Here is a 23,517-nt window from a genome sequence, read left to right on the forward strand (position 1 = left end):
TGCGAAATCCGTTCGACCTGTCGCTCACGGGCGTTCGAGACCGGTAATCTCGAAGCGAGCGCCGCCGGTCGCGGCGTCGGTGACGGCGATCGACCACCCGTGGAGGTCGACGATGCGGCTGACGATCGACAGCCCCAACCCGGTCCCGTGGTCGTCGGTACTGAACCCGGGATCGAAGACGCGTTGGCGTCGCTCCGGTGGGATGCCCCGGCCGTCGTCGGTGACGTAGAATCCCGCCGCGTCGGCGAGTGGGCCGACCGTTACCGTCACGTCTGTCCCCCCGTGCTCGACCGAATTTCTGAAGAGATTTTCGAAGAGCCGCCGGAGGCGATCGGCGTCGGCGACGATCGTCGGCAACGACCTGTCGAGGACGACTGTCGCGTCGTCGGTCTCGACGGTTTCCCACGCTGCGTTCGCGGCGGCGGCGAGCTCGACTCGATCGTCGGGCTGGACGACTGCGGTGCCCCTGGCCAGCGTCAGTACGTCTTCGACGATCCGTTCCATCCGCTCGTGGGCCGTCGCGACGTGTTCGAAGTGTTCGGTCTCGCCGGTTTCCCGGGCTGCGTGCAAGCGGGCTTTCGCGACGTCGAGGGGGTTTCGGAGGTCGTGACTGATCGCGCTGGCCACGTGGTCGAGCCCAATTTCGCCGGCCTCCTGGGCCGCCGTCGGGAGGGGTGTAAAGAGGAGGACGCCGCCGTCTGCCTCTGCGGTCACGACGCGAAGGAGAAACCGGTCACGCGAGGGTGTTCCCGAGGTGGATGGCTGTGTTTCAGTTTCGACGACGAGCCGATCGTCGGTCCTCCCGACGGCACCCGGATCGGCTTGGCCCTGTACGATCGAGAAGTCACCCGTCTCGAACAGCGCTCGTACCGGTTCGCCCGCCGATACGGGTCCGAATGTATGCTCGAAGGCGTCGTTCACCGATTCGACGACTGGGGTGCCATCGGCATCGGCGTACTGACAGAGCGGATCGGGCCACTGCTCGCCGGCGAACGGTCCCGTCGTCTGTGTCTCGGTCATCGCTCGTGTGTCCCTGTCTGTGACTTCTGTGGTGTGCCGATCGGGCACAGTCGTGCGGCTCTCATCTTTCGGGAGCGATGATCGTCGTTCGCCCCGTCCGGCTAAAGTCCTGAAGGCTAGGCATATAGACAGCACCGGCCTGGCCCGGTCCAGTTCCCGACTCAGTGTGCCTAGCCAGCGAATTCAGGCGGCCGTCGGATGTGTCTCTCCCTATGACCGGACGACACCCACGCGGCCGTAGCGGGGCTGGAGCAGCGACCGACGCGCCCGGCCACCAGCACTGCGAGCAATCTTCCCCGGACAGCGCCTCGAGTGGGGCGCTTCTCTCGTTGCTCGGGGATACCTACGCCCGCCAGATTCTGGCGTTGCTCGTCGAACAGCCACGGACGGGCCAGGAACTCGGCGCGGCCACGGAGATGTCCCGACCGACGATCTATCGACGGCTCGAACGATTGGTCGAACACGGCCTCGTCCGGACGGAGATGCAGTTCGATCCGGACGGCCACCACCGGAAGCAATTTCACGCTACCGTCGACGGCTTCGAGTTCTCGCTCGGCGAGGACGGGATCGACTCTCAGGCTCGGCGTCCGGATGCCGACCTCCCCGACGACCATCAGTGAACGCGAGGGCGTTGGCGGCCGCCACCCACGGGCTGGACGAGCACGCCTTTCTCGTTTAGAAACAGCGCACCCATTCGTAAGGTCGCCGTCGCCGTCCCTCGATACATGCCGACCAGACGAACGCTCCTCTCACAGGTTGCCGCCATCACGCTCGGCTCCTCACTGCTGGGTGTCGAAGCGACTGCAGCGAGTCCGCCCGCCGAAGACGACACGTCTCCGTCCCCTCGACAGGACGTCACGACTGTCTCTGTTTCGGGCGATCCGACCGTCTTTGGCCACCTCGGCTTCCCGGCGGCGGCCAGTGGGTCCCTCGGAGCGATCGGCCCCTACGCCACAATCCTCTCCTCGAGTGACGTCTCTTGGGTCTCCGGGACCGTCCAGACCCGGGACGGGGCACTCGACGCCGGATCGGGCACGGCTGTGGGTGCGTTCGATCCGAACACGATCGCCACCGACCTTAAGCGCCACACCGCCTTCAGCCGGCTCGACCGGTCGTCTAGATCCACTGCCGGTGTGAGCCCAGACGTGTCCCGTGTCGGTGACTCGTCCGCCCCATCCCAGCCAGACCGTCGGTACAGCACGACGGACGCGCGCAGTGAGACCCTCGTCCAGAGCGCTCCCGCTTCGGTCGCGCGCATCGCGCCGACCCGGATCGACGTGGCCGTCGACACCAGCCGTCCCGATGTGAGTGCGCGACTTGCGAGGCGGCGACGCCGCTTGGCAACCGCCGACGACTGTGCCTCCCGGACTGTCGACCCCATCTCTGTCCACCAGCGTGACCTGCTCGCCCACGTCGATCTCGGCACCTCGATGCGAGGCCGCCTCCTCGATATCGTCCCCGCCAGTGCCCGGCAACTCAACCGGTTCGTCCGGTCGATTCGGGAAGCGAGCGTCGCGATCGACGCAGGGCCGGAGACGACTGCTCTCCAGTATGGGGCTTTGCTTTCCGAGGGCGACCGGGCCAGCGAGGCATTCCGGGGGCTGCTGGCGGCGCTCTCGGCCGACGAGCGGACACAACTCCTCGACCGTACCGTCACCGCCCGTACCGTCAGTGCCCACGTCTCGATGCCGACAGATGCGGTCTGGAACCGCCACGGCGGCCTTCTCGATGAGTGATTTGCCGTGTTGCACCTCGCTTGTGGCCCGTCCGCGATGTCGAACGGCATATCCGCCGGCCGACAGTACACACCCCGCGTATGAGTGAACCCAATTTCGTGCAACTCACGACGCTGTGGTTCGTGATCCTGGTTTTCATCCAGACGAACCCGGGGAATGCCGACGGGGCCCTGATCACCGCAGTCGGCATCCTCGCGATTCTGCTCATGTACTTCCTCCCGGTCCTGATTCTCTCAGCACTTCTCGCGCGGTTCATCGAATCCGAATAGGCTGTCAGCACTTCCTCGTCCCCTTTCGACGGCCCGAGACTGGAGCGATCCGACACAGTTTGCCCCGGTGAGACTGCTGGCGCGTACGTGTGTTGCTCCCCCACGTCGTGTCGGATCCGAGCGTGCTGGCGTCGGCGTCTGTGCGTTCGCCGTCGCTTGGCACGGGGACCGGCTTGGGATGAGGGTCGGGCTCTTTGTCGGCACGATGTCATATCGTTGCCATCGATCGGAACGCCCTGTGGCTGTTGCTGTTGCTGTGGCTCGCTGGACCGTTCCGCGAAAATATCGGTCGTATCCGCTGTTCAACCAGCCGTCACAGTACTAACTGGATCTGTGTTGTGAGCCATCCGCTTCGACTCGAGAGGAGGGTCGGCCAGAGCGTTCCTCTCTGTCCGACCGGTCACGACGGCCGTCTCACGGGTCCCTCGGCGACTGCACTCCCCCGTTTCCCGGGACTGCCCCATCGCTCGATTCGCCCAGTTGCTCGCGTGCACTCTCGTTGACTGTCCCGGTGACCAGGTAGTCCGCGACGTTGCCGATCAGTACGTTGTTGTCCGCGCGGTAGGCGTTCTCCGGTTGCAGGAAGCTCGTATCGCCCACGATCGCGACGTTCTCGGACACGGCCGCGACCCCGTAGGTAGCGGTTCGCTGTGTCGTCGAGCGTTCGGCGTTCGGTTCGACGACCAGTGCGGGTGTCCTCTCGGCGTGGCCGATCGAGGCCGCGCCACGGAAGACGACCTGCTCGACGCCATCAGTTAGGCCAGATGCGCCCGTCGGCTCGGCGAAGATACTGAGGTAGTTCTGATCGTTCTCGGCGACGTTGTACAGGTAGCCCGTCTCCTGGTAGATGCCGATGGCAGCACCGATGTCGGTGACGCCGCGTGCCTCGCCGGGGTCGGCCCCGACGAAGACCCGCCCGCCCGCGTCGGCGAAGTCGGTCACCGTCTCCCGGTCTGCCGCCGAGAGCGCGCTCGGGGCAGTCGTGAGGAAGGCGTCGGCGTCTGCCAGTTCGTCGGCGAGCGTCGGCGACTCACCGAACGAGTTGGTGCTCGTCGATCCAGTGTACAACGTCACGTCGTGCCCGTTGTCCACGAGCGTCGACAGCAGCGTCGTGACACCTCGTTCACGGCCGGCAGCCGAGCCAGTCGTGATCGCTTTCTCTGCTCCCTGGAGTGGGATCCCGTCCAGCACCGACCCGCCACTGCCCTGGGCCGTCCCGACGTGGACGACCACAGTGTTCGTCGGCTCGGTGCTTGCCATCTCGATCGCCCCAGCCTCGCTGGCGCTGTCTGGCTGGACGTTGTCTAGTTGCCACTGACTCGTCTCGAGTCCGGGCTGGTCGGGCGTCTCTTCGGTGAGGACGACCCCACCGACGGTGGCGGTCCCGACGGTCACCACCAACACTGCGAGGAACACCCCGAGTGCGGTCACGTATCGGTTCATTCGGCGTCACCTCCAGTGTCTGAGGCCCGCTCGCCGGCCGGTCGACGCCGCTCGTCGGCTGTGGCGGTCGTGCCGGAATGGGAGACGATCTCGACGTCGTCCCCGACAGCGCGATCGAGGAACTGTGGGGCAACGGCCAAAACGAGCTGTCGGTCGAGTCCATCGTCCGTCCGGACGGTCACGACGGCGTCGCTGTCGGCGTCACCGATCGGCAAGCTACCGAGGAGGCTTCCCTGTTGTTCCATCTCGTGGGTCTCGACCGCGTAGGTATCCAGGCCGGCCCGGTCGGCAACGTCGGCGATCGCGTCGTCGACGAAGCCCAGCTTGTCGGCGAAGCCGTTATCGACGGCCTCTGTACCCAGATAAATCTTCGCTCTGGAAATTTCCGTCCGGTTCAGCTCGATCTCGTCGCCGCGCTGGGTCAACACACTTTCGACGAACAGCTCGGCGAGGACTTCCCGATCCTCTCTGGCCTCGTCGGGGTGGAGGCCACCCTTGTTCGGCCCGGTGTCACCGGCCGACGGCGACAGGGGCCGTGGGGCGGCTCCAGTCACGCCGACGCTCCCGATCGCCTGGGCCGACGGGGCGACGTAGATCTCGTCGGCCGGGACCATCGAGAGATACGCGCCCGAGGCCCCAAGCGTATCGACCGTTGCGATCACGGGCATCCGCTCGCTCGTCCGCTCGACTGCCGCGTAGATCCGTTCGCTCTGGCCCGGGAGCCCACCCCCGCTCTCGACGTCGAGGACGACTCCCTTGATCGAATCGTTGTGCCGGGCGTCCCGGAGCTGTGCCTCGACGAACTGGGCCGTGGGCTCGTCGATCGTCCCGGAGAGTTCGACGACGGCCACGGTTCCATCCGGCCCGGTCACTGCACTGTACACCTGTGGTGTGAGTATCACACCGGCTCCGATCGCGAGAATCGCGACCAGAACGAGTCGGTTTCGTCTCGAACTGTCTGGACCAACGACCATACAGCCCCGATTCTACCGGGACAGCAAAGGTGGGCACGCGCTGTTTCTGACTCTGAGACACTGAATCGTACTTTAGGTGTCTCTCGGGCGTCGGTTGCGCTATGCGTTCGACCGCAACACGCATCGCCGGTGTTGTACTGCTCGTGATCGCCTTCGTCGCCGCGCTCAAACTCCGTCGCGGCCCCGATAGATCAGCGTGAGCCCGACCGCGGTCGCTGGCCAGTCCGCGTCGGTTCCTTGTCCTCACCCATTCTGCCGCTGGTCGCGATCGCGTTTTTCACCCGCAGTCGATCGATTCGCCGACAGCGCGGGCTGTCTCCCCCGAGATATCGCCAAAGACACTGTACCGATACCCGCCACAGGACCACCGGAGCGACGTCCCACTATCGAAGGTCTGTCCGATGGCCTGCTGGCCGTTGATCTCGAGGCGCTCGCCCTCTGTGAGCGTCTCGATGTCTCCTCTCGGGTCTGCCTTCGTCACTCGGAGCGTCGCCGTCTCGTTTGTGTACTGGAGTGACGTCCTGACGGTCCCGTTGTCGTTGAACCGCCGTCCGGAATCGAACGCCAGGGAGTCGGGCACCGACGGCTCCGGAATCGTCATCTCGCTGGCCGCGGCTAGATCGGCTCTGGAATCGAACGACTGGCTGGTGACGGTCCGTTCGACGATCGTCGCGTTCGCGGGCGGTTCGAACGTGAACGTCCCGGCCGGGATTTCGGGGTTGAACGTGACGTTTCGGAGGGTCGTCGTCACGGTCTGTGGCCCGTTCTCGCCCGAAATCGTCGCCTGCCACTGGATCGGATGGTACCACTCTTGGTCGAGCCACATCGTCATGTTGCTCGCCTGTGTGTCCCCGCCCGGTACGATTTCTACCACGAACGTCTCCCGACCGTCGACGGCCTCCGTCCCCGCGTAGCTCAGCGAGGCGTCTGTGAACTGTTCGAGCACTCCCGCGTACGGTTGGCCGCTGCTACCAGTAGACGGGAGAATAAGCGGATTCAACACGCCGTCCGCGTTGGCGTCGTCGCCGTTCGCGCTCAACCGCCCGAACATCGACTGCAGCACTTTCGCATATTCGGTGGTATTGCGCCCGCCGCTGTCTGCACCGTGATGGGTCAGACGAACGGTATTCGCTGCCCGATCGTATCGCCAGGTCACCGACTCGTTTGCCACGACCAGCGTTTCGGACCCGCTTGCTTGGGTCCTCGCCCGTCGCCGCTCCGTTCCGAACTCGAACACTGTTTGGTGTTTGGATATCGCTGTGCCGTCGAGCGAGGATACGATCGTCGCTTCGACTGTATCGAGTTCATCGACAGTCTGTTCGACCGCTTCCTCCGTCGGTAAGGTTGTCTGTTGGCTCCCCAGTGAGACACAGCCGGCAAGCAATCCGCTCACTGCAAGCGTCACTACCAGGAGCAGATACATGCGAGAGATGGAGGGCGTGTGCATATCTGGCTCCTTCTGGATCGATCCAGTTCAATTGTGTGGCTCCTGGCGAGGCTTTCCAGGCCGGTGGCCTCGGTGTCCGGGGCCAGACAGGCCGTTTCGGTCCGGAAGCTGAATCGCCATGGCTTTGTCCCGCCTGCCAAACATCGAGGTATGACTGCAGTCCTCTGTGACATGGACGGCGTGATCGTCAGCTCCGAGGCCCACTGGAAGCGCCACGAGAGCCAAGACATCTATCCCGAAGTCGTGCCCGAGGAGGATGTCCCGCCCGAGGAGACGACGGGGATGTACTATCGGGAGATCTACGACTACCTCGACGATAATTACGGCGCGGCCATCTCCCGCGAGCAATTCCTCGAACTGTTTGAGGCTGCCGGCCGGCAGATCTACGGTGAGGAAGCCGAGATCGTCGCGGGCGTCCCCGAACTCCTTCGGGACGTTCGCGCGGAGGGGGACAGTGTCTCGCTGGTGACCTCCTCGCCCCACCACTGGATCGACGTCGTCTTGGACCGCTTCGGGCTGGAAGATGACTTCGACGCGATCGTCAGTGCGGCCGATGTCGAGGCAGGCAAGCCCGCCCCCGACGTCTATCAGCGGGCCGCCCGGCTGGCCGGCGAGGATCCGAGTGACTGTATCGCGATCGAGGACTCGACGAACGGGGCGTCGGCGGCGAAGGCCGCCGGTGCGTTCACGATCGGCTTTACCGGTGTCCACGACGGCATCGACCGCTCGATCCCGGATGTCGTCGCCGAAGACGTCGACGAACTGCGCGAGCTGCTGCTCGAACGGGTCTAATCCTGTTTTCCCCGGCGCGTCACTGCTGGCACGTCGTGAGCGGCAATTGCCTCATCGGCTTGCGTTGGCCGGGAAGAGCCACCTAGCGAGGCCGTTGCTGCCGGGACGGTCGCCCACTGACGTGTCTCGTCGCCGAGCGATGGCTCTGCCTGCAACGCCTCGCCAGCGACGATAGCTACCCGACTCCTACGAGAAGATCTGGTAGAGCAAGAGTACCGACAGCAGCCCAATGACTGTCGTCTCGAAGGTCACCAAACTGAGTCCGTGGCCTGCGTACAACCCCACGAACAAGACTAGTCCGATGACGTCCCGTGGCGGCACTCCGTCCCCCTCGGAACGTGCTGTCTCTGCCTCCATGGTGTGTCTCGGAGCTATGACATACGACTATCAAAAAGCCCGCTGTTTGGGATGACGGCGACAAACCACGCCTCTTCGTACCGATAGCAGGGCTCTTCGAGCGGTGACGATATCACACGACGGCGACCGATCTGGTCGCCACCACGGGCTGGAGGGGCAACTCCGGGAACGTCACTTCGATCGCGAACTCCAACTCCTCGGCGTCGCCACCGAAGACACCCACCGGAAGCGTCTCTTCGCCGAGGTAGCTGTCGGTACTCGACATCTCGACATCGTTGACGGTGACGCGGACGCCGGCCCGTGTACCGCCGGCACTGTTGTGGACGGTCACTTCACACATCTCGTTGTCGCCGTGGGCGATCGTCTCGGGGAACTCGCCCCACTCGACGTCGATGGCCGGCAACTCGGCCGCGCTATCGCGAACGCGTTCTGCCACCCCTTCGCTCAGCCCCGCTTCGACGAGACCGTCGACCCCTGCCGAAACGACGTCAGCGGGCGTTTCCAGGCCTTCTGTGGCGAGTTTGCTCGCGCGTCCCGAGCCGACGCCGTCGACGGCTGTCAGTCCGACAGCGCTGGCGCTGATCCCGTGCTCGACGCGGGCCTCGACTCGACGGGCGAGATTGGCTCCACGTGACCCGTCGAATTCGTCGAGAAAGGCCCGCAGGGCCGCGAGCAAGCGCATCGCGTTCTGGCGGATGACCCAGGCGTCACTCTGCAGTTCCGCGGGCGTCGTCCCGCGCATGCTCGCCTCCAGGATCGCCAGGACCTTCCGCTGGCCGGCATCGAGATCCACGTCGAGGATGGTGGCAGGCTCGTTGGCCTCACCCAGGACCGCACGGACGGCATCGCGTTCGTCCGTCCGAGCGTTGACGCTGTCGAACTCGCCGGCCCCAGCGACCGCCGTCAGCACGTCTCGCTCGGTGAGGTCGACGTCGCTGGCCGCCTCGGCCAGATCGGCGAAGTGCCGGGCGGTATCCAGCCGGAGGTAGAACCGGGAGGCGAGCCGACCCAGCGGTGTCGCCGAGACACGGAGGTCCTCGTCCATCTCGACGAACCCGCGATCGACCAGCCCGCGGAGGGCACTGGAGGCTTGCTCCCGGAGCGATCCGGCCGCCTCGTAGCGGTCCGGGGCGGCCTGTGCCCGGACGTAGTAGAAGGTGGTCTCAAGCCAGTCCAGGACGTCATCCAGATCCCGCAACGTCCCCATCGCAATCTCGGCGTTGAGGTGGGCATCCAGGCTCTCGGCCAGCCGGGACTCGATCTCTTTGCCGTCACGCAGCAAGCGCCGGTACTTGTCGGCGTCACTCCGATCGGCGATGACCCACGCATAGCCCTGGTCGTCGTAGCCTGGCCGGCCCGCCCGCCCCAGCATCTGGAGGACGTCCAGCGGACTCATGTCCACCTCCCCTTCCAGGGGATCGTGGAGTTTCGTATCCCGAATGACGACACAGCGGGCGGGGAGATTGACACCCCAGGCGAGCGTCGAGGTCGAAAAGAGGATCGCCAGTTTCCCCTCCCGGAACCAGGCCTCGACGCGGTTCTTGTCTTCCCGGGAGAGGCCGGCATGGTGGAAGCCGACCCCGTCCAGCACCGACTGCCGCAGCGTGTTGTTGTTCAAATCCGACGCCTCGTTGTGGAAGTCGTAATCGCCGCGAGCGCCGACGGGAATGTCTCGCTCGGCGAGTTCGTCACGGGTCTTCTTTGCGGCCTGGACGGTGTCCTGGCGGGAGGAGACGAACACGAGCGCCTGGCCGTCCTCCCGCAGATGGGGTTCAGCCAGATCCAGTGCTCGATACAGTCGGCGGTACTTATCGGCGAAGGCGTTCTCGCCGTGGCTGTAGGTCTTGACGTCGGCGTTGAGCGGGACGGGACGGTACTTCTCGCCGAAGGCGAAGGTGGCATCGGGCGGGGCATCGAGCCACTCGGCGACGTCTTCGATGTTGGTCATCGTCGCCGAGAGGGCGACGATCCGGGGGTCACAGAGCCGTCGGAGCCGCGAAATGGTGACTTCGAGGACGCTCCCGCGCCGAGCGGCGTCGAGCAGATGCACTTCGTCGATGACCACACAGTCGACGTCGGTGACGAACCCGTACCGGCGAGAGTCGTGCTTGCGGGTCGCCGAGTCGGCCTTCTCGGGGGTCATGACGAGTACGTCGGCCCGCTCGGCCCGGCGGGAGTTCAGATCGCGCTCGCCCGTGACGACGTAGACGGAATAGCCCAGCTCCTCGAAGCGCTCCCACTCGCTCTCTTTCTCGTTGGTGAGCGCTCTGAGAGGGGCCAAAAAGAGGGCCGTCCCGCCCCGATCGAGGACCTTCGAGATGGCGACCTCGGCGACGGCGGTCTTGCCGCTTGCGGTGGGCGCGCTGACGACGACGTTCTCCTCGGTCTCCAGCAGGGCCGGGAGCGTTTCGGCCTGCATCGCGTTGAAGGCCTCGAAGGGGAACGCGTCGGCGAAAGCGGGCAACACGTCGGCGACGGGTATCTCGCTGGTCTCGACTGGCTCTGCCACGCGTACATCAACGACAGGGCTGGGGCGGCCATAGGCGTTTCTGTCGCGGGCGGCGAAAGCGTCACGCTACTCAATATAGCTCGGAAACAGCGTACACAGAGGATTCTCTCTGGTTGGAGAGGAATTAACGAGCGTCACGAATAGTGTATCAATTAGCACCAAAGGTTTTGGCTAGCCAAATATAAAAATTTAATAACCTTCCGTAAAACTTCCAATTTGGTTGTTCAGTATGGCTGAACCGAATTGGTCCCGCGGAACGAGTCGACGCACGGTCCTCAAAACGACTGCCGCTTCGATTGCCGGGCTCTCCGGAGTGAGTTCACTGTCATCGCTCGCTCGGGGTGCCGAGGCCTCGGGTCCGCAGCCAGTCACCGATCCGGATCCCGCGCCCGCACCTGACCTCTACATTGGCCCGGACCTTCGCGAATTCAACTGGCTCGTGCTTTTGGGCAACGAGCGTGATTCGATGGCCGACGCACTCACAGGTTACGTTGACGAAGCGACAGTCGATCGGGAACAAAAGCGCGCGGCCCGCGAGTCGCTGAAAGACATCTGGGCGGATATCGAGATCAAATCCCAGACCAAGCCCTGGCACGTGATCCAGAAGCAACAGGAGAAACGGAAGCGCAAGCGGAACAAAAAGCGCAAACAGGAACGAAAACAACGCAAGCAGAAGCGCGAGAAGGATCACGGGCCCGAGAAAGAAGGCAAGACGACGCTTTACACACTCAAGAGTGACAAGTCGTCGGCTACCCAAACACTCGAACGCGTTGAATCGAACCTTCAAAGCTCAAAGGGTATCCGGACAGCCAGTACACAAAAATCAGAAGTGACAGCACTACCTGCCCTTTCTGAAATCATTAATTCTGGCGTGAGTGATAGCGAACCCGATAGTGGTACTGTGATCAGGCCGATGTGGTTCCGAAATCCATCTCATTTTCAAATAACTGGTGCAGCAGTTGACAATTGGAATAGTTTCCAACCTCCATCGAAGAACGATTTATGCAGTTGGTCAACCTGGCCTGATGAACCAGATCAGCATAGTGAAATAGAATATAATTTGGTCGTTCCAGATTGGTTCCCGATTGATGTGTTCCCCGAAGATGGTGCGAAAGCATACGCACACGCGTTCAATCCACAATATGATGCAGCAGATTATATTTCCCCGGCCCCTATTCCGGCTGGTGACGGACCAAACTACACGGATCAATACATGACGACTGCAATTGGGAAAGCTAGTTACAAGCATCTAGGATTTGCATTACATATCATCGAAGATCTGGCAGTTCCCTTTCACACAGGAGCCTGGGCAAGAGGGACTGGGCTTTCCAACGCTCAATCACGGTATGAAAATGCTGTAAATGCGAGCATCAAAGAGGATTATCTTGATCATTTAGAAAGTATCGATAACTGCTATGTGGTACCTGACTCTGCGTGGTGGGATCCAGATAGCGGTTTTGTCAAGCACGCGAAGAACATTGCTAACAAATCAACCGACTACGCTCATTCGTTTACTACGAAGATTACGGAATGTGATGAGGATCAGCCACAGGAACTAATCGATGCATGTGGGATCAAGGAGGAGACACAGCATTTACTCGGTCAGGCGACTATGTATGCTATGGGCCTCATCCGAGAATTCAAAAGAGAAACATAACCAGATTCACGAAAACAGTTAGGACTGTCAAATGAGATCGAAGTTAATGGTTATGACCTTGTCGTTGTTGCTCGGCTTCATACTCGTTACTAGCGGTTGCTTAGGTATAGTCAGCAATGACGGGCCACCAGACAAGTTCAACGTAACATTCGAAGAACCCACAACAGGCGAAGTATTTACCAATATGTCCTATTATGGTCATACCCACAGCGAGCTCAGCTATGAAGTAAATGCTTCTACTGCAGTTGACCGGACCGATGAAATTCGGGTCTATAGACAAAACAATGATAGCTGGGAACTATTCTATCGGATTAACATAACGTCTGATTTTGTTCACTTCGATATTCATGCTCCACCCAGCCGATTCGCCTCTCCAAAACATCATCAGATACGGGCCTGGAACGAGACGTACGGTGTGATCGATATACTCAACGCGACATCTCGTTACGAAGGGTGATACTGCCAGCTGTTACATTTCGAACGAATTCGGCCTGCCGGTGGGCCGAATATCTTCACGAACTCACGGCCGGCAGTATGAGTCTGGCCGATTACTACCTGCCACAGATTCTCCAAGATGGGGACCGATGCGTGCATAGGCGTTTCTGTCGCGGGCGGCGAACTGTTTTCACTTCGCCGTCACAACGTCTACATTGAACATGTACGACCAAATCCTCCTCCCGGTCGACGACACTACCGGACCGGCGGAAGTGCTGCATCACGCCGGCGAAATGGCCCACTATCTCGACAGCGAGATCCGACTGTTACACGTCGCCGATACCGAACAACACAGCGTAACCCTCACCGAGGAGGGTGTCGTCGACGGCCTCGTCCGGCAGGGGGAACGGATCGTCGCCGACGCGGGCGAGACGCTGGAGACGCTGAACGTCGCGTATTCGACCGACGTCGTCCAGGGGAGTCCGGCCGAGACGATTGTCGCGTACGCCGCCGAATACGACTACGACCTGATCGTGATGCCGACCCACGCTCGCCAGGGACTCGCCCGGTACCTGCTTGGCAGCGTCACTGAGAAAGTGGTCCGACTCTCGGACGTGCCCGTCCTCACGGCTCGAATGCAGGAAGACGACGAATTCACGGTCCCCTACGAGGACATTTTGCTTCCGACCGACGGCAGTGCGGGCGCCAGACAGGCCGCCAGCCACGGCATCGACCTTGCGACGACCACAGACGCGACCGTCCATGCGCTCTCGGTGGTCGAGACGGCCGCACTCGGGCCGGACGTCCGTTCAGACGTGACAATGGGTACGTTCGACCAGGGCGCACGCGAGGCAGTCGACGAGATCGCCGGCATGGCCGACGAGCAGGGCGTCGACGTAGCGACCCACGTCCAGAATGGTTCGGCCGACGAGGAAATCCTGGCGGCGATCGAGGCCCAGGACTGTGATGCCGTCGTGATGGGAACGACCGGCCGCCGGGGTGTCGACCGAATCTTGCTGGGTAGCGTCGCCGAGAAAACAGTCCGCACGGCACCAGTACCAGTCGTGACCGTCCGGCACGCAGACCAGGGTGACGACGGGCAGTAGTCGACCGCGGGATGGCAGCCGACGCGTTCAAGACCGCGGCCGGCCAGGTGCCGACAATGGCAAACTCGAATGCGAAAGGTGACCGCCGCGAGCGCGAACTCGTCAACGAACTCGACGAGGCGGGCTTTGCGGTGATGCGAGCGCCCGCCAGTGGGTCGGCCACCGAACGGGAGCTGCCCGACGTACTCGCCGGTGACGGGGAGGACTTCTACGCCATCGAGGCCAAATCCAGTGCTGGCGACCCCATCTATCTCGACGGCGAGGAGGTCGAAAATCTCGTCTACTTCGCGCAGAACTTCGGCGCGAAACCACGCATCGGTGTCCGTTTCGACCGCGAAGACTGGTATTTCTTCCACCCGGCCGATCTCTACACCACCGACGCCGGAAGCTATCGGGTCAAAAAGGAGACCGCACTCGCGGATGGGACCGACTTCACAGAGCTGACCGGCGAGAGCGAACGGACGAACCTGACGGAATTCGACGGCGACGAGGCCTGACCGCTCTCCCGAGGACGATTCAGTACCTCTCGTCGATATCGCCACTCATTGCTAGTTCGCTCGTCGTCGTGTGAGCGTTGGTCTCGGACGGTCCCGCTCCGGTGACGAGCTCCTCGCGAGCGTGGGAACGCGCGTCCTCGGCGACGACGGTATCTGTCCCGCTGGCACTGTCGACGCCGTACTGGCCCGCACGGCGTGTGCGATCGGCCATCAGTTCGAGCATGGCCCGTGCCGCGTGGTCGTCCAGCGGCCGCAGGTCAGCTGCGAGTGGAACGCGTGTGGCTCCCGTGGGTGGTGGCTATCGGTCATCTACGGTCGGACACGGCTCGTTTCTGGTATACGTCCACACGAAACGAGGGGATCCAGGGGCCGTCATCGTACGGCGAGCGGTGGCTGTCAACAGTGCTTCGAAGCGCTTTTCGGGCGTCCCGCGGAACGCTCAGCACAGAATGGACCGAAAAACGCAATTACAGATCGGAGTCTCTATCGGCGTCGTGTTGGCGTTCATCGGTGTGCTGGCGGTCCTGAGTACGTCCCTCTCGACGAACGCTGGGATGACCGAAAACGGTGGGTACGCGTTGGTCGCCGCACTGCTCGGGTTCGTCTTCGTCCTTTCGGGCGCTGGCTTGTGGATTTCCAGCCGCTTCGACGATAGCGACGCGAACTAACTCCGTCAAACCGTTCTGTCGGTGGCCGATCACTCGTCGCTATCGTGGCTCGCGGGTCACTTCGCTGCTCGCTCGCTTATTCCGAGGCCGCCTGCTGGTCGGCCTCGCAGCTCGCGGTTTCACCGCTCGCAACCTCCGCGCTCTCACTTTGTTCGACCGCGCGGTTCGTGTGTCGCGCTTTCCAGTCGCTCCCGCTCGCTTATTCCGAGGCCGCCTCGTTCCTTCAACTCACTCGGCGGCCTCGCGCTCCCGCCAATCGACCACTTCATCTTCGTCGGTATCCTCTAACTTGGCCTCGTAGTAGGACAGCGGATGGGAGATCTCCTCACAGAGATCGTCCATGTTCACGCAGTCACCGTAAGACTGCATGGTCGCACAGGCGGGCGGGGAGTATTCGGTCGGTGACGTTTCGCCCCGGATGTGGTCGGTCTGGTAGCGCGTCATCTCCTCGCCGAAGCCAGGATTCATCTCGTAGAGGTCGACGATATCGTCGGTCGTCATTCCGATCGAAGTCAGAAACGAGGTGATCGCGAACCGCGAGTGATGGGCGAGGTGTTCGCCCTTTTGTATCTGATCGAGCAAGGCGGTCATACAGGGGGGAAACAGTTCGGGCACGACGGTATCGATCTCCCGGGTCAAATCGAGTTCGTCGAGTCGCTCGCTGATGGTCTCGACGTCCTCGGTGAGCCCCTCGGCGATCGGCTCGGGGACGTTCAGGGGCAACCCCTCTAGTACTCGTTCTTCGACGGCCGCCCGAAGCAATTCGAGCAATTCCTCGCGGTCGATCGGCACCCGACCGTCGGCAAGCGACCGGTTGACGAGCCGCCAGTCGTCGCCGTACTCCCCGGCCGCCAGTTCCAGGTAGGTCCCGACGGCCACCGAAAACCGATCGGCATCGTCCAGACCGGTGGTCCCGACCGGCTCGACAGCCCCGCGCAGATCGAACTCGGCAAGCAACGTTCCGAGGGTTAGCTGCTGTCCGTCCGTCGAACGGAACGACGTTGCCGTCAAGTCCTCCTGAAAGCGCTCGTGGGCTGTTGCGGCCTCGGCACGGGCATACCGGTGGGTCAGGGCCGGCTGGTCGACCAGCGAGACGAGGACTCGGGCCACCGGATAGGAGAGCAGTTCCACGCGGGGTCGGCGATGGGTCTGACCGACTGTCCCCTCGAACAGCCCCGAGAGGATTCGCTCGCGACCGCGATCGACGGCCGGTCCGCCTTCGCGGGCAACAGTCACGAGATCGACGTCGGCCGCTTCGACGGCCTCCCTGGCCGAGCCCAGAAACGGATACCGCGCGTGGCGTGGCTCCATCGACGGCAGGGTTGCCACTGCGGGCGAATAAACCCTCGGGAGCGCTCCCGACGACGCGATCGGTCGAACCGGCGAGGAGAGGGGGCCTCAGTCGTCGTATTTCGACTCGATCTCCCGGATTACCTGCGACTCCTCGCCGCCGTCGCTGATCGCACGAGCGTACCGCTGGTAGTCCTCGCGGCTCACCTCGACGGTTCTGGTCTTCCCCTGGCGAGTGACGCGCAGGCGAACCGTCCCGTGGGGGTTGTTCCGGACGTGCGCGCCGGCCATCGCCGCAAAGACGAACCACAGCGCCAAACAGCCCCCGAGAAAGTAGACGACGGCCGTCGGGAACGCCAGACTCTGTGGGCTTGCCGTCCAGCGACTGGGATAGGCGTAGGCAAACAATGCGACGCCGCCCACGGCGATGGCTGCCCCGACGACGACCCCGATGCGCTGGCGACGCGAGGTCGGCAGGACGGCGACGACACCCAGGAATGCAGCGGGCACGCCCAGGCCGGCGACGATCCCGGCGACGCGATAGGTTTCCATTTCACCGAGACCGAACACGGCCGAAAGCGGTGTCGTTACGAGCCCGATCGCAGCCACGATCGCGATTGCCCCGGCAGCGAAGACGGCAATCCCCGCCCAGACCTGTCTGGGGTCGCGATCGCCCCACCGGGAATCGCCGTAGGCGTCGCCGAGACTCGGCATACGCGGGTGTTCGGACTTCGCACACAAAACGATGCGTCAGACGCGCGTCCGACGCCTGGGGACCAATCCACGGGTCGTGTGAGCGCGGGCCGGCCGAGCGGTCCTGTCGAACGGACAGACAGCCACTCGATCAGTCGCTCTGGACGCGTGGGGCGAGCATGTACGTGACCGACCCCTGTCCCTCGGCGATGTCGAAGTGCATCTTGACGGGGAATTCCTCGCCAAGTTCCATGCGCACCTCGGCGTCGCTCGGGATCGCCTTGTTCATGTCCTTCAGATAGTCCAGCGAGAACAGCGACCGCGCGGGACCGGCGGTGAGATCGATCAGCTCCTCGCGACCGAGTTCGAAGTGGACGTCGTCGGTGTCGCCCTCCGCGTCGACGTAGAACATGTCTTCGGCCTCGTCGACCCCCAGGGCGATGTGATCTGACACCATATCAGATGCCTTGACGGCCCGGTTGACGTCCCGGCCTTCGAGGACGATATCGGCAGACAGATCCAGATCGGGGAGATCGGGTTCCTGGCGGATCGAGTCGGGGTCGATCAGCGCCAGGGTGTACTCCAACCCGTCGATGGCGATTTCGAGTTTGCGGGTCTCCTCGTCGAGTTCGAGGTGCACCAATTGGCCTGCCTCGGCCATCCCGGCGATGTCTTCGAGTCGCGAGAGGTTCACGCCGATGACGCCGCCGTCGGTCTCGTAGGACTCGAAGGCTGCCGCCGACAGCGAGAGATCGACCATCCCTACGTTGGCCGGGTCGACGGCCCTGATTTCTAGCCCATCTTCCTCCAGCCGGAGCTTGCATTCCTCGACCAGCACGCTGACCGAATCCAGCGCCGTCCGCAACGTATCCGCGCTCACGATGGCGTTGAACATCTTGAAATCGAATACGATCGCATCATTTAAAAAGACTTCATGTTCCGGCGGCGAACGGCGGTGGTTTCGCTGTCGTTTCCAGTCCCCTGAGCGTCTCCCGGAATCCCGTCGTCCTGGCAGGCTGGGCCTGCTTCGTGGCCACCAGCATCTATCCGACGTGTATTTCCCCCTCGGTGGCGTCTAGCCGTCTATGAACGCGCATTCGCCAGCGACCGACGGCGACCTCACGGTGAGAAATCCATGAGCGGCAAAGACGAGTATTACAACCGCGCCAAACAAGAGGGCTATCGCGCCCGCTCGGCCTACAAACTCCAGCAACTCGACGAGACCGCCGATTTGCTCGGTGAGGACCGTACGGTCGTCGACCTCGGGGCTGCGCCCGGCGGCTGGCTGCAGGTGGCTGCCGAACGCGTCGGCGAGGGCGGCCGCGTCGTCGGCGTCGACCGCCAGCGTATCGATTCACTCGAGGAGCCTGCGGCCCTCGTCGAGACGATTCGTGGCGATATCACCGACGAGGCGACCATCGAGGCGATCACCGATTCGGTCGGGGAAGCCAACCTCGTCCTCTCGGACATGGCGCCGAACGTCACCGGCGAGTACGACCTCGACCACGCCCGGTCGGTACACCTGGCCCGACAGGCCCTGGAGGTGGGCCTCGAACTCCTCGCTGCCGGCGGTGATCTCGCGGTGAAGGTCTTCGACGGCCGCGATCTTGACGACCTGAAAGCCGACATCGAGGCGGAGTTCGAGTACGTCCGTGAGGTGCGCCCGGACGCCTCGCGTGATTCCTCCTCGGAACTCTATCTGGTCGGCAAGAGTCGCCTGACTGCACCCGTTCGCGAGGGTGACTCTGTCGAGGTCGAGATCGTCGACGAAGGTGAGGAGGGAGACGGTATCGCCAAGGTCGAGGACTTCACGCTGTTCGTCTCGGGGGCAAGCGAGGGCGAGACGGTGACGGTCCGGGTCGACGACGTGAAACCGCGCTACGCGTTCGCACAGCCAGTAGAGTAAGCGGGTGTCAGGCGATCACTCGCCTGGGAACGTATCGACCGATTAGTCTCCGACTGCGGGCGACGGCGAGCGGCCGCGACGCCGGACGAACCCGACGACGGCGTAGACGAATGGCGTGTCGAACAGTGCGACGCCGAGTTTGATCAGGTACTGGCCGACGATCAATCCCAGGGCGTCGCCAAGGGGCATCCCTTGAAAGACGATGAACGCGACGGTGATGAAGATCACCGTGTCGATCGCCTGGCTAGTCAGCGTCGAGCCGAGGTTGCGCACCCACAACAGGCGGCCATCCGTGCGGTCGCGAAGCCAATGGAAGGTGACGACATCCAGATTTTGGCTGACGAGATAGGCGAGCATACTCCCGACCACGATACCCGTACTGGAGCCCAGCACGTCCGAAAACGCCGACTGGCCGACCGGCGAGTTCGCGAAGATGGGTGCTTCGATGGCCAGCCAGACCAGCCCAAGCAGGACGAAGTTCATCGCGAAGGCGACGTTGACCAGCCGCGTCGCGTCTTCTCGGCCGTACAGCTCGGCGTAACAATCGGAAGCAAAGAACGTCACTGCGTAGGCGAAGGCTGCGGCGGGAACGAGTATCATCGACTCGACGAAGGGCAACGAGACCGGCAATTCGATCCCGATGACTTTGCTCGCGGTGACCTGGGAGGTCACTAACGCGGTGACGAACACCGCAATCAGGCCGAGTTGTGGCAGCGGGATCGAGACACTCTCCTGGTTAGTGTTCATCCTCTGCCCTCCCGTGTCGCTGGTCGATTTCGTCTAAGAGATCCAGCGTCTTCCGGACCGACGCCCGGATCGCCTCGCTACGGTTGACGAACTTTCTGTCTTCGCCGACGTGATCGTCGAGGTCGGTGAGTAACTCCGCGGGCACCTCGACGCTTATCTTGGGCATATTCAGCGATTCGTTCGGGAATACTTGAGCATCGCGATCCGCAGCGGCCGGTGCTTTCACTCGCGTTACGTTTTTCTCACCCGAAAGCTGTGCCAAGATAGCCGCCTTCCTGCGTGGTCTGAGACCAGCGAGGCACAGACCGAGACATCCCCGAGTCGACTGTCCCATCGTGATCCCTTTCGGGCAGTCCCGTCGGCTCTGCCCTAACCGTGCGATTGATAGTGGGCACGGCAGTAGCCACCGACGACACACTCGGGGTGATCGAATGGTCGAGACGCTACTGGTCGTCGGTGTTCTGATCGCGTGTTTCGTCGCGTACAACGTCGGCGGTGCCACGACGGGGCCGGCCTTCGGGCCGGCCGTGGGTGCAGGCGCGATCGGGAAGGTCGCTGCGGCGGGGCTCATGTCGGTGTTTTTCTTCCTGGGGGCGTTCACGATCGGCCGCCGCGTCGTCGACACTTTGGGCCGGGACCTCTTGACCGATCCCGGTGTCTTCTCGCTGCCGGTCAGCATCGTCGTCCTGTTTTTCATCGGCGGGGCGCTCTTGCTCGGCAACGTCTCAGGCGTTCCCGCTTCGACGTCGATGACGGCTGTCGGGGCGATCGCCGGCCTCGGCATCGCGACCGGGAACCTCGATTGGGGAGTCGTCGGCGGCATCGTCTCCTGGTGGCTGGCCTCGCCGATCCTCGGGTTCTGGGTTTCGGCGGTGATCGGCCGGTACTTCTACCCCCGACTCCGACGGTTGATCGCGATCGACCAGTCGGCTGGCCCGCTCGTGGTACTCGACCGGGAGGGGTTCGTCCCGCGTCCCGTCCCCGGACCGGAGACGAGCCGACGGGAACTGGTCGGGACGGTCGTCCTGGTCGCGATCGGCTGTCTGATGGCCTTCAGTTCCGGGACGAGTAACATCGCCAACGCCATCGCGCCGCTCGTGGGCTCGGGCGAATTGGATATGAACGTCGCTATCGTCGTCGGGTCGGTCGCCGTCGCTGTCGGGACCTTTACTATTGCCCGCCGGACGATGGAGACACTCGGCAACGACATCACGGACCTGCCACTGACCGCGGCGATCGTCGTCGCAATCGTGGCATCCTCGATCGTCATCGGGCTGTCGGCGGCCACGATTCCCGCGAGTTTCGTCGTGATCGCCACGACCTGCATCGTCGGTCTGGGATGGGGGCGTGCAACCCGCGCCGTTGCCTTCGAGGAGGCGGTTGCTGGTCAGGAGTCGCCCCGAATGTCGGTCGGTGCCCTGGCGGCAGACGACGACGAGGCGACCGTCGGCGACCCGGATATCGAGGCCCCCGAGCAACCGGAACCGGAACCGATCGAAGCGGGTGAACCCGAGAGGGTCCCGAACGCGGCTGACCTCTTCGATCCCGCCACGACCGGTCGCGTCCTCTTCATGCAGAACGTGGTGCCGGTGCTCGCCACGGTCGCCTCTGCGGTCACCTTCGAGATCGCGTTTGCGCTGTGACCGAACGCTGTTGCACGATTCAGCTCACGGCAGCGACGGCCGTCGTTTCTTACCGTGGGACGTTACCCGGCGACTTCTGGTTGCCGACCGCCGCCCCGCCGACCGCCGAGCGTGATCGCCCACAGGAGTCCCAGCCCGAACAGGTACGCCAGCGCTACTGGCAGGGCAAGCAGGAGCATCGAGAACATGCCACTCGGGGTCAGCAGTGCTGCGACCACGAAGATGGCGATCACGACCCCACGCCAGTACTCGCGCATCGTCTGATAGGAGACGATGCCGCCCCGATCGAACAGCACCATCGACATCGGGATTTCGGCGAGCAGCCCGATCCCGACCGTCGTGAACACGACCAGCCAGCCGAAGCTGTTGATCCGGTAGGCGACGACCATGTGTGCCTCCAGGGCGTCGGCAGCCAGCCAGGAGATGACAGACGGGGCCAAAAACGTGTAGCCGATATAGCTCCCGAGCGTGAGGCCGGCGACGATCGAACCGCCCCAGACGAGCAACACACGGCGGTCGCCGGTCGCATAGCCTCGCTCTTTCAGCGCTGGCCAGATGTAATAGAGGATCAGCGGGAGGACGACGACCAGCGCCAGCAGCGTCGAGAACTTGATCTCGAAGATGAGGTGCTCGACGGGGTGGAGGTTGACGATATCGACGTCTGCGGCCATCTCCGCCGGGAGTCGCGAGACGAAGTCTCCACGGATGTCGTCGATCCCACCGGTGTACAGATACATGAACGCCGCCGCCAGAACGGTACCGAACACCGCGACTACCCGGAAGGCCTTGGACGTGAGCGAGTCGAAGATGAAGGCGAGGTCGTAGTAGTACCCGCCGATGTCTTCCTCGGTAGTCTCCTCCTCGGTGAAGGCATCGACGACGTTGGTCGTCGTCTCGGAGACGACACCGCCCTCCTTGGCTGCCTCGCTGTCTTGGCTTTCCGTGCCGTCCTGGTCGGCCCGTTCGACCGCCTCGTCGAAGCGCTCGATGATGAGTTCAGCCTTCTCGGGGTCGTCGTCGTCCATCGCGCGCTGGGCGTGAGCGAGTGCCTCTTCTTCGGCGAGCGATTCGAACGCTTCCGGGGGTGCTGCCTCGACGCCGGCCGCGTCGAGGTTGTCCAGGTCGATCGCGCTGGGATCACCGAGTGTCTGGGCCGCGAGGCCGGCTTGTTCGTCCAGCCGTGCCGAGACGGTCCGGTAGGCGACCCAACCGACGACCAGCAACGCGACGATACTCGCGACCAGCGCCGACGCGAGAGCGTTCGAGACGCCCAGCGCCTCACCGAGTGTTGGCACGCCTCCGATGTCGTATGGCACGGCGTCTAAGCCACGGTTGATGGCCGCGATTCCGCCGCGGGCGAAAAACGCCCAGACGGCACCGAAGGCAACCACGGCACTGCCGGCGAGGACGTTCCAGCGCTCGCGTAACGCGGCCATCACGTCGATGCGATCACTGGAGCGTTTGGCCACGACGACAAGCCGTGTGATCCGGAGACTGACGGCATAGAGGCCGACCAGCGGCGTTGCCCACATGAGCTGGGTCAACGGATCCGGCGGCGTGAACACGGCACCGCCGGCGTACAGGCCCAGGACGGCGTATTTCCACTTGTCGCGGAACGTCTCGTAGGGAACGATCTCGCTGTAGGCGAGCGTACTCATCATCAGCGGGAGTTCGGCCGCGAGACCAAAGGAGAGTGCAAGCAAGGCGACGAACTGAGCCCACTTGACGATGTGATAGGTCGGGGTAAACCCGGCGTTGATCGCGTTCGTCGCCAGGAACGAGAACATGATCGGGAAGAAGACGGTGTAGGCATAGAAGATCCCGCCGACGAACAGGACGACCAACGCCGTCGCCAGCAAGACGAGCTTCCAGCGGGCGACCGGTGCCTGTGGCCACCAGCCCCGACGGCGAAGCGCGTCACGGGAGAAGTAAAGCAACAGCGGGACCGCGAGCAGTCCACCGACGATGAGGCCGATTTTCACCTGCAGGAGGATCACGTCGAAGGGCGTGACGGCGACGACGCGTGTCGCCTCGCGAATCTCCGGGGGCATCTGGGCGAAGAGATCGACCTTCAACCGTTCCCAAGCGTAGGTGCGTAGGAACCAGATCGAGCCCACGAGACCGAGGACGAACGCGATGAAGATCTTCTGTAAGTCCTTTTGGGCCGATCGCATCACTGCACCGACCGTCTCCCGGCCGCTGGCGAGGGTGCGACGGGTGTCGTCGTCGAGCGCGCCGGACATAGCCGTTCGGTTGTGGTAACGAACTCTGTGTTATCAATTTGTTCATCGGCTCTCCCGGAAGCGAAAAGAAGGCTTACAATAGCCG

The 23,517-nt window shown here is 63.2% G+C and carries 24 protein-coding genes; 11 read left to right on the forward strand and 13 right to left on the reverse strand.

Features of this window, described 5'->3' with window-relative positions:
- Nucleotides 1-24 precede the first annotated feature (24 nt).
- A complete protein-coding gene (locus FR699_RS10615) occupies nucleotides 25-1,020 on the reverse strand; it encodes a HAMP domain-containing sensor histidine kinase (protein WP_158855393.1) in 996 nt (331 codons plus the stop codon).
- Between the two features lie 212 nt (nucleotides 1,021-1,232).
- Here FR699_RS10615 and FR699_RS10620 point away from each other — a divergent pair, with 212 nt between their 5' ends.
- From FR699_RS10620 to FR699_RS10630, 3 genes are all read left to right on the forward strand, one after another.
- Nucleotides 1,233-1,640, forward strand: a complete 408-nt coding sequence (locus FR699_RS10620) for a winged helix-turn-helix domain-containing protein (protein ID WP_158855394.1) — start codon at nucleotides 1,233-1,235, stop codon at nucleotides 1,638-1,640.
- Nucleotides 1,641-1,745: 105 nt separating this feature from the next.
- A complete protein-coding gene (locus FR699_RS10625; RefSeq protein ID WP_158855395.1) occupies nucleotides 1,746-2,756 on the forward strand; it encodes a hypothetical protein in 1,011 nt (336 codons plus the stop codon).
- 80 nt (nucleotides 2,757-2,836) lie between these two features.
- Nucleotides 2,837-3,025: a hypothetical protein gene (locus FR699_RS10630; protein ID WP_154552789.1), complete on the forward strand. Its 189-nt coding sequence runs from the start codon at nucleotides 2,837-2,839 to the stop codon at nucleotides 3,023-3,025.
- Nucleotides 3,026-3,439: 414 nt separating this feature from the next.
- Here FR699_RS10630 and FR699_RS10635 read toward each other — a convergent pair whose 3' ends face one another.
- The 3 genes from FR699_RS10635 to FR699_RS10645 all read right to left on the reverse strand — a co-directional run bounded on the left by FR699_RS10635 (nucleotide 3,440) and on the right by FR699_RS10645 (nucleotide 6,889).
- On the reverse strand, nucleotides 3,440-4,468 hold the full coding sequence (locus FR699_RS10635) for a hypothetical protein (RefSeq protein ID WP_158855396.1): 1,029 nt from the start codon (nucleotides 4,466-4,468) through the stop codon (nucleotides 3,440-3,442).
- On the reverse strand, nucleotides 4,465-5,442 hold the full coding sequence (locus FR699_RS10640; RefSeq protein ID WP_158855397.1) for a S49 family peptidase: 978 nt from the start codon (nucleotides 5,440-5,442) through the stop codon (nucleotides 4,465-4,467). The genes FR699_RS10635 and FR699_RS10640 overlap by 4 nt, the downstream gene beginning before the upstream one ends.
- 277 nt (nucleotides 5,443-5,719) lie before the next feature.
- Nucleotides 5,720-6,889 carry an outer membrane lipoprotein-sorting protein gene (locus tag FR699_RS10645; RefSeq protein ID WP_233263398.1) on the reverse strand — a complete coding sequence of 390 codons (1,170 nt, stop codon included), beginning with the start codon at nucleotides 6,887-6,889 and terminating at the stop codon, nucleotides 5,720-5,722.
- 150 nt (nucleotides 6,890-7,039) lie between these two features.
- On the opposite strand from FR699_RS10645, the gene FR699_RS10650 reads away from it, so the two are divergent.
- Entirely contained in the window at nucleotides 7,040-7,681 is a 642-nt protein-coding gene (locus FR699_RS10650; protein WP_154552785.1) for an HAD family phosphatase, read from the forward strand.
- 186 nt (nucleotides 7,682-7,867) lie between these two features.
- Here FR699_RS10650 and FR699_RS10655 read toward each other — a convergent pair whose 3' ends face one another.
- Together FR699_RS10655 and FR699_RS10660 are read right to left on the reverse strand one after the other, a co-directional pair.
- Nucleotides 7,868-8,038, reverse strand: a complete 171-nt coding sequence (locus FR699_RS10655) for a hypothetical protein (protein WP_154552784.1) — start codon at nucleotides 8,036-8,038, stop codon at nucleotides 7,868-7,870.
- Between the two features lie 112 nt (nucleotides 8,039-8,150).
- The gene (locus FR699_RS10660) at nucleotides 8,151-10,520 is read right to left on the reverse strand and encodes a DEAD/DEAH box helicase (protein WP_158855737.1); all 2,370 of its coding nucleotides are present in this window, start codon (nucleotides 10,518-10,520) and stop codon (nucleotides 8,151-8,153) included.
- Between the two features lie 493 nt (nucleotides 10,521-11,013).
- Between FR699_RS10660 and FR699_RS10665 the strand changes: the two genes are divergently transcribed.
- The 4 genes from FR699_RS10665 (at nucleotide 11,014) to hjc (ending at nucleotide 14,242) form a co-directional block, all read left to right on the forward strand.
- Complete coding sequence (locus tag FR699_RS10665) at nucleotides 11,014-12,204, forward strand: hypothetical protein (RefSeq protein ID WP_158855399.1); 1,191 nt, start codon at nucleotides 11,014-11,016, stop codon at nucleotides 12,202-12,204.
- A gap of 46 nt (nucleotides 12,205-12,250) precedes the next feature.
- Nucleotides 12,251-12,661: a hypothetical protein gene (locus tag FR699_RS10670; protein WP_158855400.1), complete on the forward strand. Its 411-nt coding sequence runs from the start codon at nucleotides 12,251-12,253 to the stop codon at nucleotides 12,659-12,661.
- A gap of 199 nt (nucleotides 12,662-12,860) precedes the next feature.
- Entirely contained in the window at nucleotides 12,861-13,745 is an 885-nt protein-coding gene (locus tag FR699_RS10675; RefSeq protein WP_158855401.1) for a universal stress protein, read from the forward strand.
- 56 nt (nucleotides 13,746-13,801) lie between these two features.
- A complete protein-coding gene (gene hjc / locus FR699_RS10680) occupies nucleotides 13,802-14,242 on the forward strand; it encodes a Holliday junction resolvase Hjc (RefSeq protein WP_199268314.1) in 441 nt (146 codons plus the stop codon).
- 19 nt (nucleotides 14,243-14,261) lie between these two features.
- Here the strand turns inward: hjc and FR699_RS10685 are convergent, their stop codons facing one another.
- Nucleotides 14,262-14,453, reverse strand: a complete 192-nt coding sequence (locus FR699_RS10685; protein WP_158855402.1) for a hypothetical protein — start codon at nucleotides 14,451-14,453, stop codon at nucleotides 14,262-14,264.
- A gap of 238 nt (nucleotides 14,454-14,691) precedes the next feature.
- Here FR699_RS10685 and FR699_RS10690 point away from each other — a divergent pair, with 238 nt between their 5' ends.
- Nucleotides 14,692-14,910, forward strand: a complete 219-nt coding sequence (locus tag FR699_RS10690; protein WP_154552781.1) for a hypothetical protein — start codon at nucleotides 14,692-14,694, stop codon at nucleotides 14,908-14,910.
- A gap of 228 nt (nucleotides 14,911-15,138) precedes the next feature.
- On the opposite strand, the gene priL is transcribed toward FR699_RS10690, so the two are convergent.
- From priL to FR699_RS10705, 3 genes are all read right to left on the reverse strand, one after another.
- Nucleotides 15,139-16,221 (reverse strand): DNA primase regulatory subunit PriL, encoded by a 1,083-nt coding sequence (gene priL / locus FR699_RS10695; RefSeq protein ID WP_158855403.1) that lies wholly within the window; start codon nucleotides 16,219-16,221, stop codon nucleotides 15,139-15,141.
- A gap of 87 nt (nucleotides 16,222-16,308) precedes the next feature.
- Nucleotides 16,309-16,914: a hypothetical protein gene (locus FR699_RS10700; protein WP_154552780.1), complete on the reverse strand. Its 606-nt coding sequence runs from the start codon at nucleotides 16,912-16,914 to the stop codon at nucleotides 16,309-16,311.
- 130 nt (nucleotides 16,915-17,044) lie between these two features.
- Nucleotides 17,045-17,788, reverse strand: a complete 744-nt coding sequence (locus tag FR699_RS10705; RefSeq protein ID WP_154552779.1) for a DNA polymerase sliding clamp — start codon at nucleotides 17,786-17,788, stop codon at nucleotides 17,045-17,047.
- A gap of 240 nt (nucleotides 17,789-18,028) precedes the next feature.
- Here FR699_RS10705 and FR699_RS10710 point away from each other — a divergent pair, with 240 nt between their 5' ends.
- Nucleotides 18,029-18,799: a 23S rRNA (uridine(2552)-2'-O)-methyltransferase gene (locus tag FR699_RS10710; RefSeq protein WP_158855404.1), complete on the forward strand. Its 771-nt coding sequence runs from the start codon at nucleotides 18,029-18,031 to the stop codon at nucleotides 18,797-18,799.
- 42 nt (nucleotides 18,800-18,841) lie between these two features.
- Here the strand turns inward: FR699_RS10710 and FR699_RS10715 are convergent, their stop codons facing one another.
- The gene (locus tag FR699_RS10715; protein WP_154552777.1) at nucleotides 18,842-19,546 is read right to left on the reverse strand and encodes a queuosine precursor transporter; all 705 of its coding nucleotides are present in this window, start codon (nucleotides 19,544-19,546) and stop codon (nucleotides 18,842-18,844) included.
- Nucleotides 19,536-19,712 carry a ribbon-helix-helix domain-containing protein gene (locus FR699_RS10720; RefSeq protein ID WP_158855405.1) on the reverse strand — a complete coding sequence of 59 codons (177 nt, stop codon included), beginning with the start codon at nucleotides 19,710-19,712 and terminating at the stop codon, nucleotides 19,536-19,538. The genes FR699_RS10715 and FR699_RS10720 overlap by 11 nt, the downstream gene beginning before the upstream one ends.
- A gap of 265 nt (nucleotides 19,713-19,977) precedes the next feature.
- On the opposite strand from FR699_RS10720, the gene FR699_RS10725 reads away from it, so the two are divergent.
- Entirely contained in the window at nucleotides 19,978-21,189 is a 1,212-nt protein-coding gene (locus FR699_RS10725) for an inorganic phosphate transporter (protein ID WP_158855406.1), read from the forward strand.
- Between the two features lie 62 nt (nucleotides 21,190-21,251).
- Here FR699_RS10725 and FR699_RS10730 read toward each other — a convergent pair whose 3' ends face one another.
- Nucleotides 21,252-23,432 (reverse strand): twin-arginine translocase subunit TatC, encoded by a 2,181-nt coding sequence (locus tag FR699_RS10730; RefSeq protein ID WP_158855407.1) that lies wholly within the window; start codon nucleotides 23,430-23,432, stop codon nucleotides 21,252-21,254.
- Nucleotides 23,433-23,517 lie beyond the last annotated feature (85 nt).

It is taken from the genome of Halorhabdus sp. CUG00001 (genome assembly GCF_009797925.1).
Lineage (GTDB): Archaea > Halobacteriota > Halobacteria > Halobacteriales > Haloarculaceae > Halorhabdus.

Coding starts and splice junctions, on each gene's coding strand:
- hjc (WP_199268314.1), top strand. CDS start 13,802: ATGGCAAACTCGAATGCGAAAGGTGACCGCCGCGAGCGCGAACTCGTC.
- FR699_RS10725 (WP_158855406.1), top strand. CDS start 19,978: ATGGTCGAGACGCTACTGGTCGTCGGTGTTCTGATCGCGTGTTTCGTC.
- priL (WP_158855403.1), bottom strand. CDS start 16,221: ATGGAGCCACGCCACGCGCGGTATCCGTTTCTGGGCTCGGCCAGGGAG.
- FR699_RS10720 (WP_158855405.1), bottom strand. CDS start 19,712: ATGCCCAAGATAAGCGTCGAGGTGCCCGCGGAGTTACTCACCGACCTC.
- FR699_RS10675 (WP_158855401.1), top strand. CDS start 12,861: ATGTACGACCAAATCCTCCTCCCGGTCGACGACACTACCGGACCGGCG.
- FR699_RS10665 (WP_158855399.1), top strand. CDS start 11,014: ATGGCCGACGCACTCACAGGTTACGTTGACGAAGCGACAGTCGATCGG.
- FR699_RS10685 (WP_158855402.1), bottom strand. CDS start 14,453: ATGGCCGATCGCACACGCCGTGCGGGCCAGTACGGCGTCGACAGTGCC.
- FR699_RS10710 (WP_158855404.1), top strand. CDS start 18,029: ATGAGCGGCAAAGACGAGTATTACAACCGCGCCAAACAAGAGGGCTAT.
- FR699_RS10655 (WP_154552784.1), bottom strand. CDS start 8,038: ATGGAGGCAGAGACAGCACGTTCCGAGGGGGACGGAGTGCCGCCACGG.
- FR699_RS10620 (WP_158855394.1), top strand. CDS start 1,233: ATGACCGGACGACACCCACGCGGCCGTAGCGGGGCTGGAGCAGCGACC.
- FR699_RS10670 (WP_158855400.1), top strand. CDS start 12,251: ATGGTTATGACCTTGTCGTTGTTGCTCGGCTTCATACTCGTTACTAGC.
- FR699_RS10640 (WP_158855397.1), bottom strand. CDS start 5,442: ATGGTCGTTGGTCCAGACAGTTCGAGACGAAACCGACTCGTTCTGGTC.
- FR699_RS10645 (WP_233263398.1), bottom strand. CDS start 6,889: ATGCACACGCCCTCCATCTCTCGCATGTATCTGCTCCTGGTAGTGACG.
- FR699_RS10615 (WP_158855393.1), bottom strand. CDS start 1,020: ATGACCGAGACACAGACGACGGGACCGTTCGCCGGCGAGCAGTGGCCC.
- FR699_RS10625 (WP_158855395.1), top strand. CDS start 1,746: ATGCCGACCAGACGAACGCTCCTCTCACAGGTTGCCGCCATCACGCTC.
- FR699_RS10635 (WP_158855396.1), bottom strand. CDS start 4,468: ATGAACCGATACGTGACCGCACTCGGGGTGTTCCTCGCAGTGTTGGTG.
- FR699_RS10700 (WP_154552780.1), bottom strand. CDS start 16,914: ATGCCGAGTCTCGGCGACGCCTACGGCGATTCCCGGTGGGGCGATCGC.
- FR699_RS10705 (WP_154552779.1), bottom strand. CDS start 17,788: ATGTTCAACGCCATCGTGAGCGCGGATACGTTGCGGACGGCGCTGGAT.
- FR699_RS10715 (WP_154552777.1), bottom strand. CDS start 19,546: ATGAACACTAACCAGGAGAGTGTCTCGATCCCGCTGCCACAACTCGGC.
- FR699_RS10690 (WP_154552781.1), top strand. CDS start 14,692: ATGGACCGAAAAACGCAATTACAGATCGGAGTCTCTATCGGCGTCGTG.
- FR699_RS10650 (WP_154552785.1), top strand. CDS start 7,040: ATGACTGCAGTCCTCTGTGACATGGACGGCGTGATCGTCAGCTCCGAG.
- FR699_RS10630 (WP_154552789.1), top strand. CDS start 2,837: ATGAGTGAACCCAATTTCGTGCAACTCACGACGCTGTGGTTCGTGATC.
- FR699_RS10730 (WP_158855407.1), bottom strand. CDS start 23,432: ATGTCCGGCGCGCTCGACGACGACACCCGTCGCACCCTCGCCAGCGGC.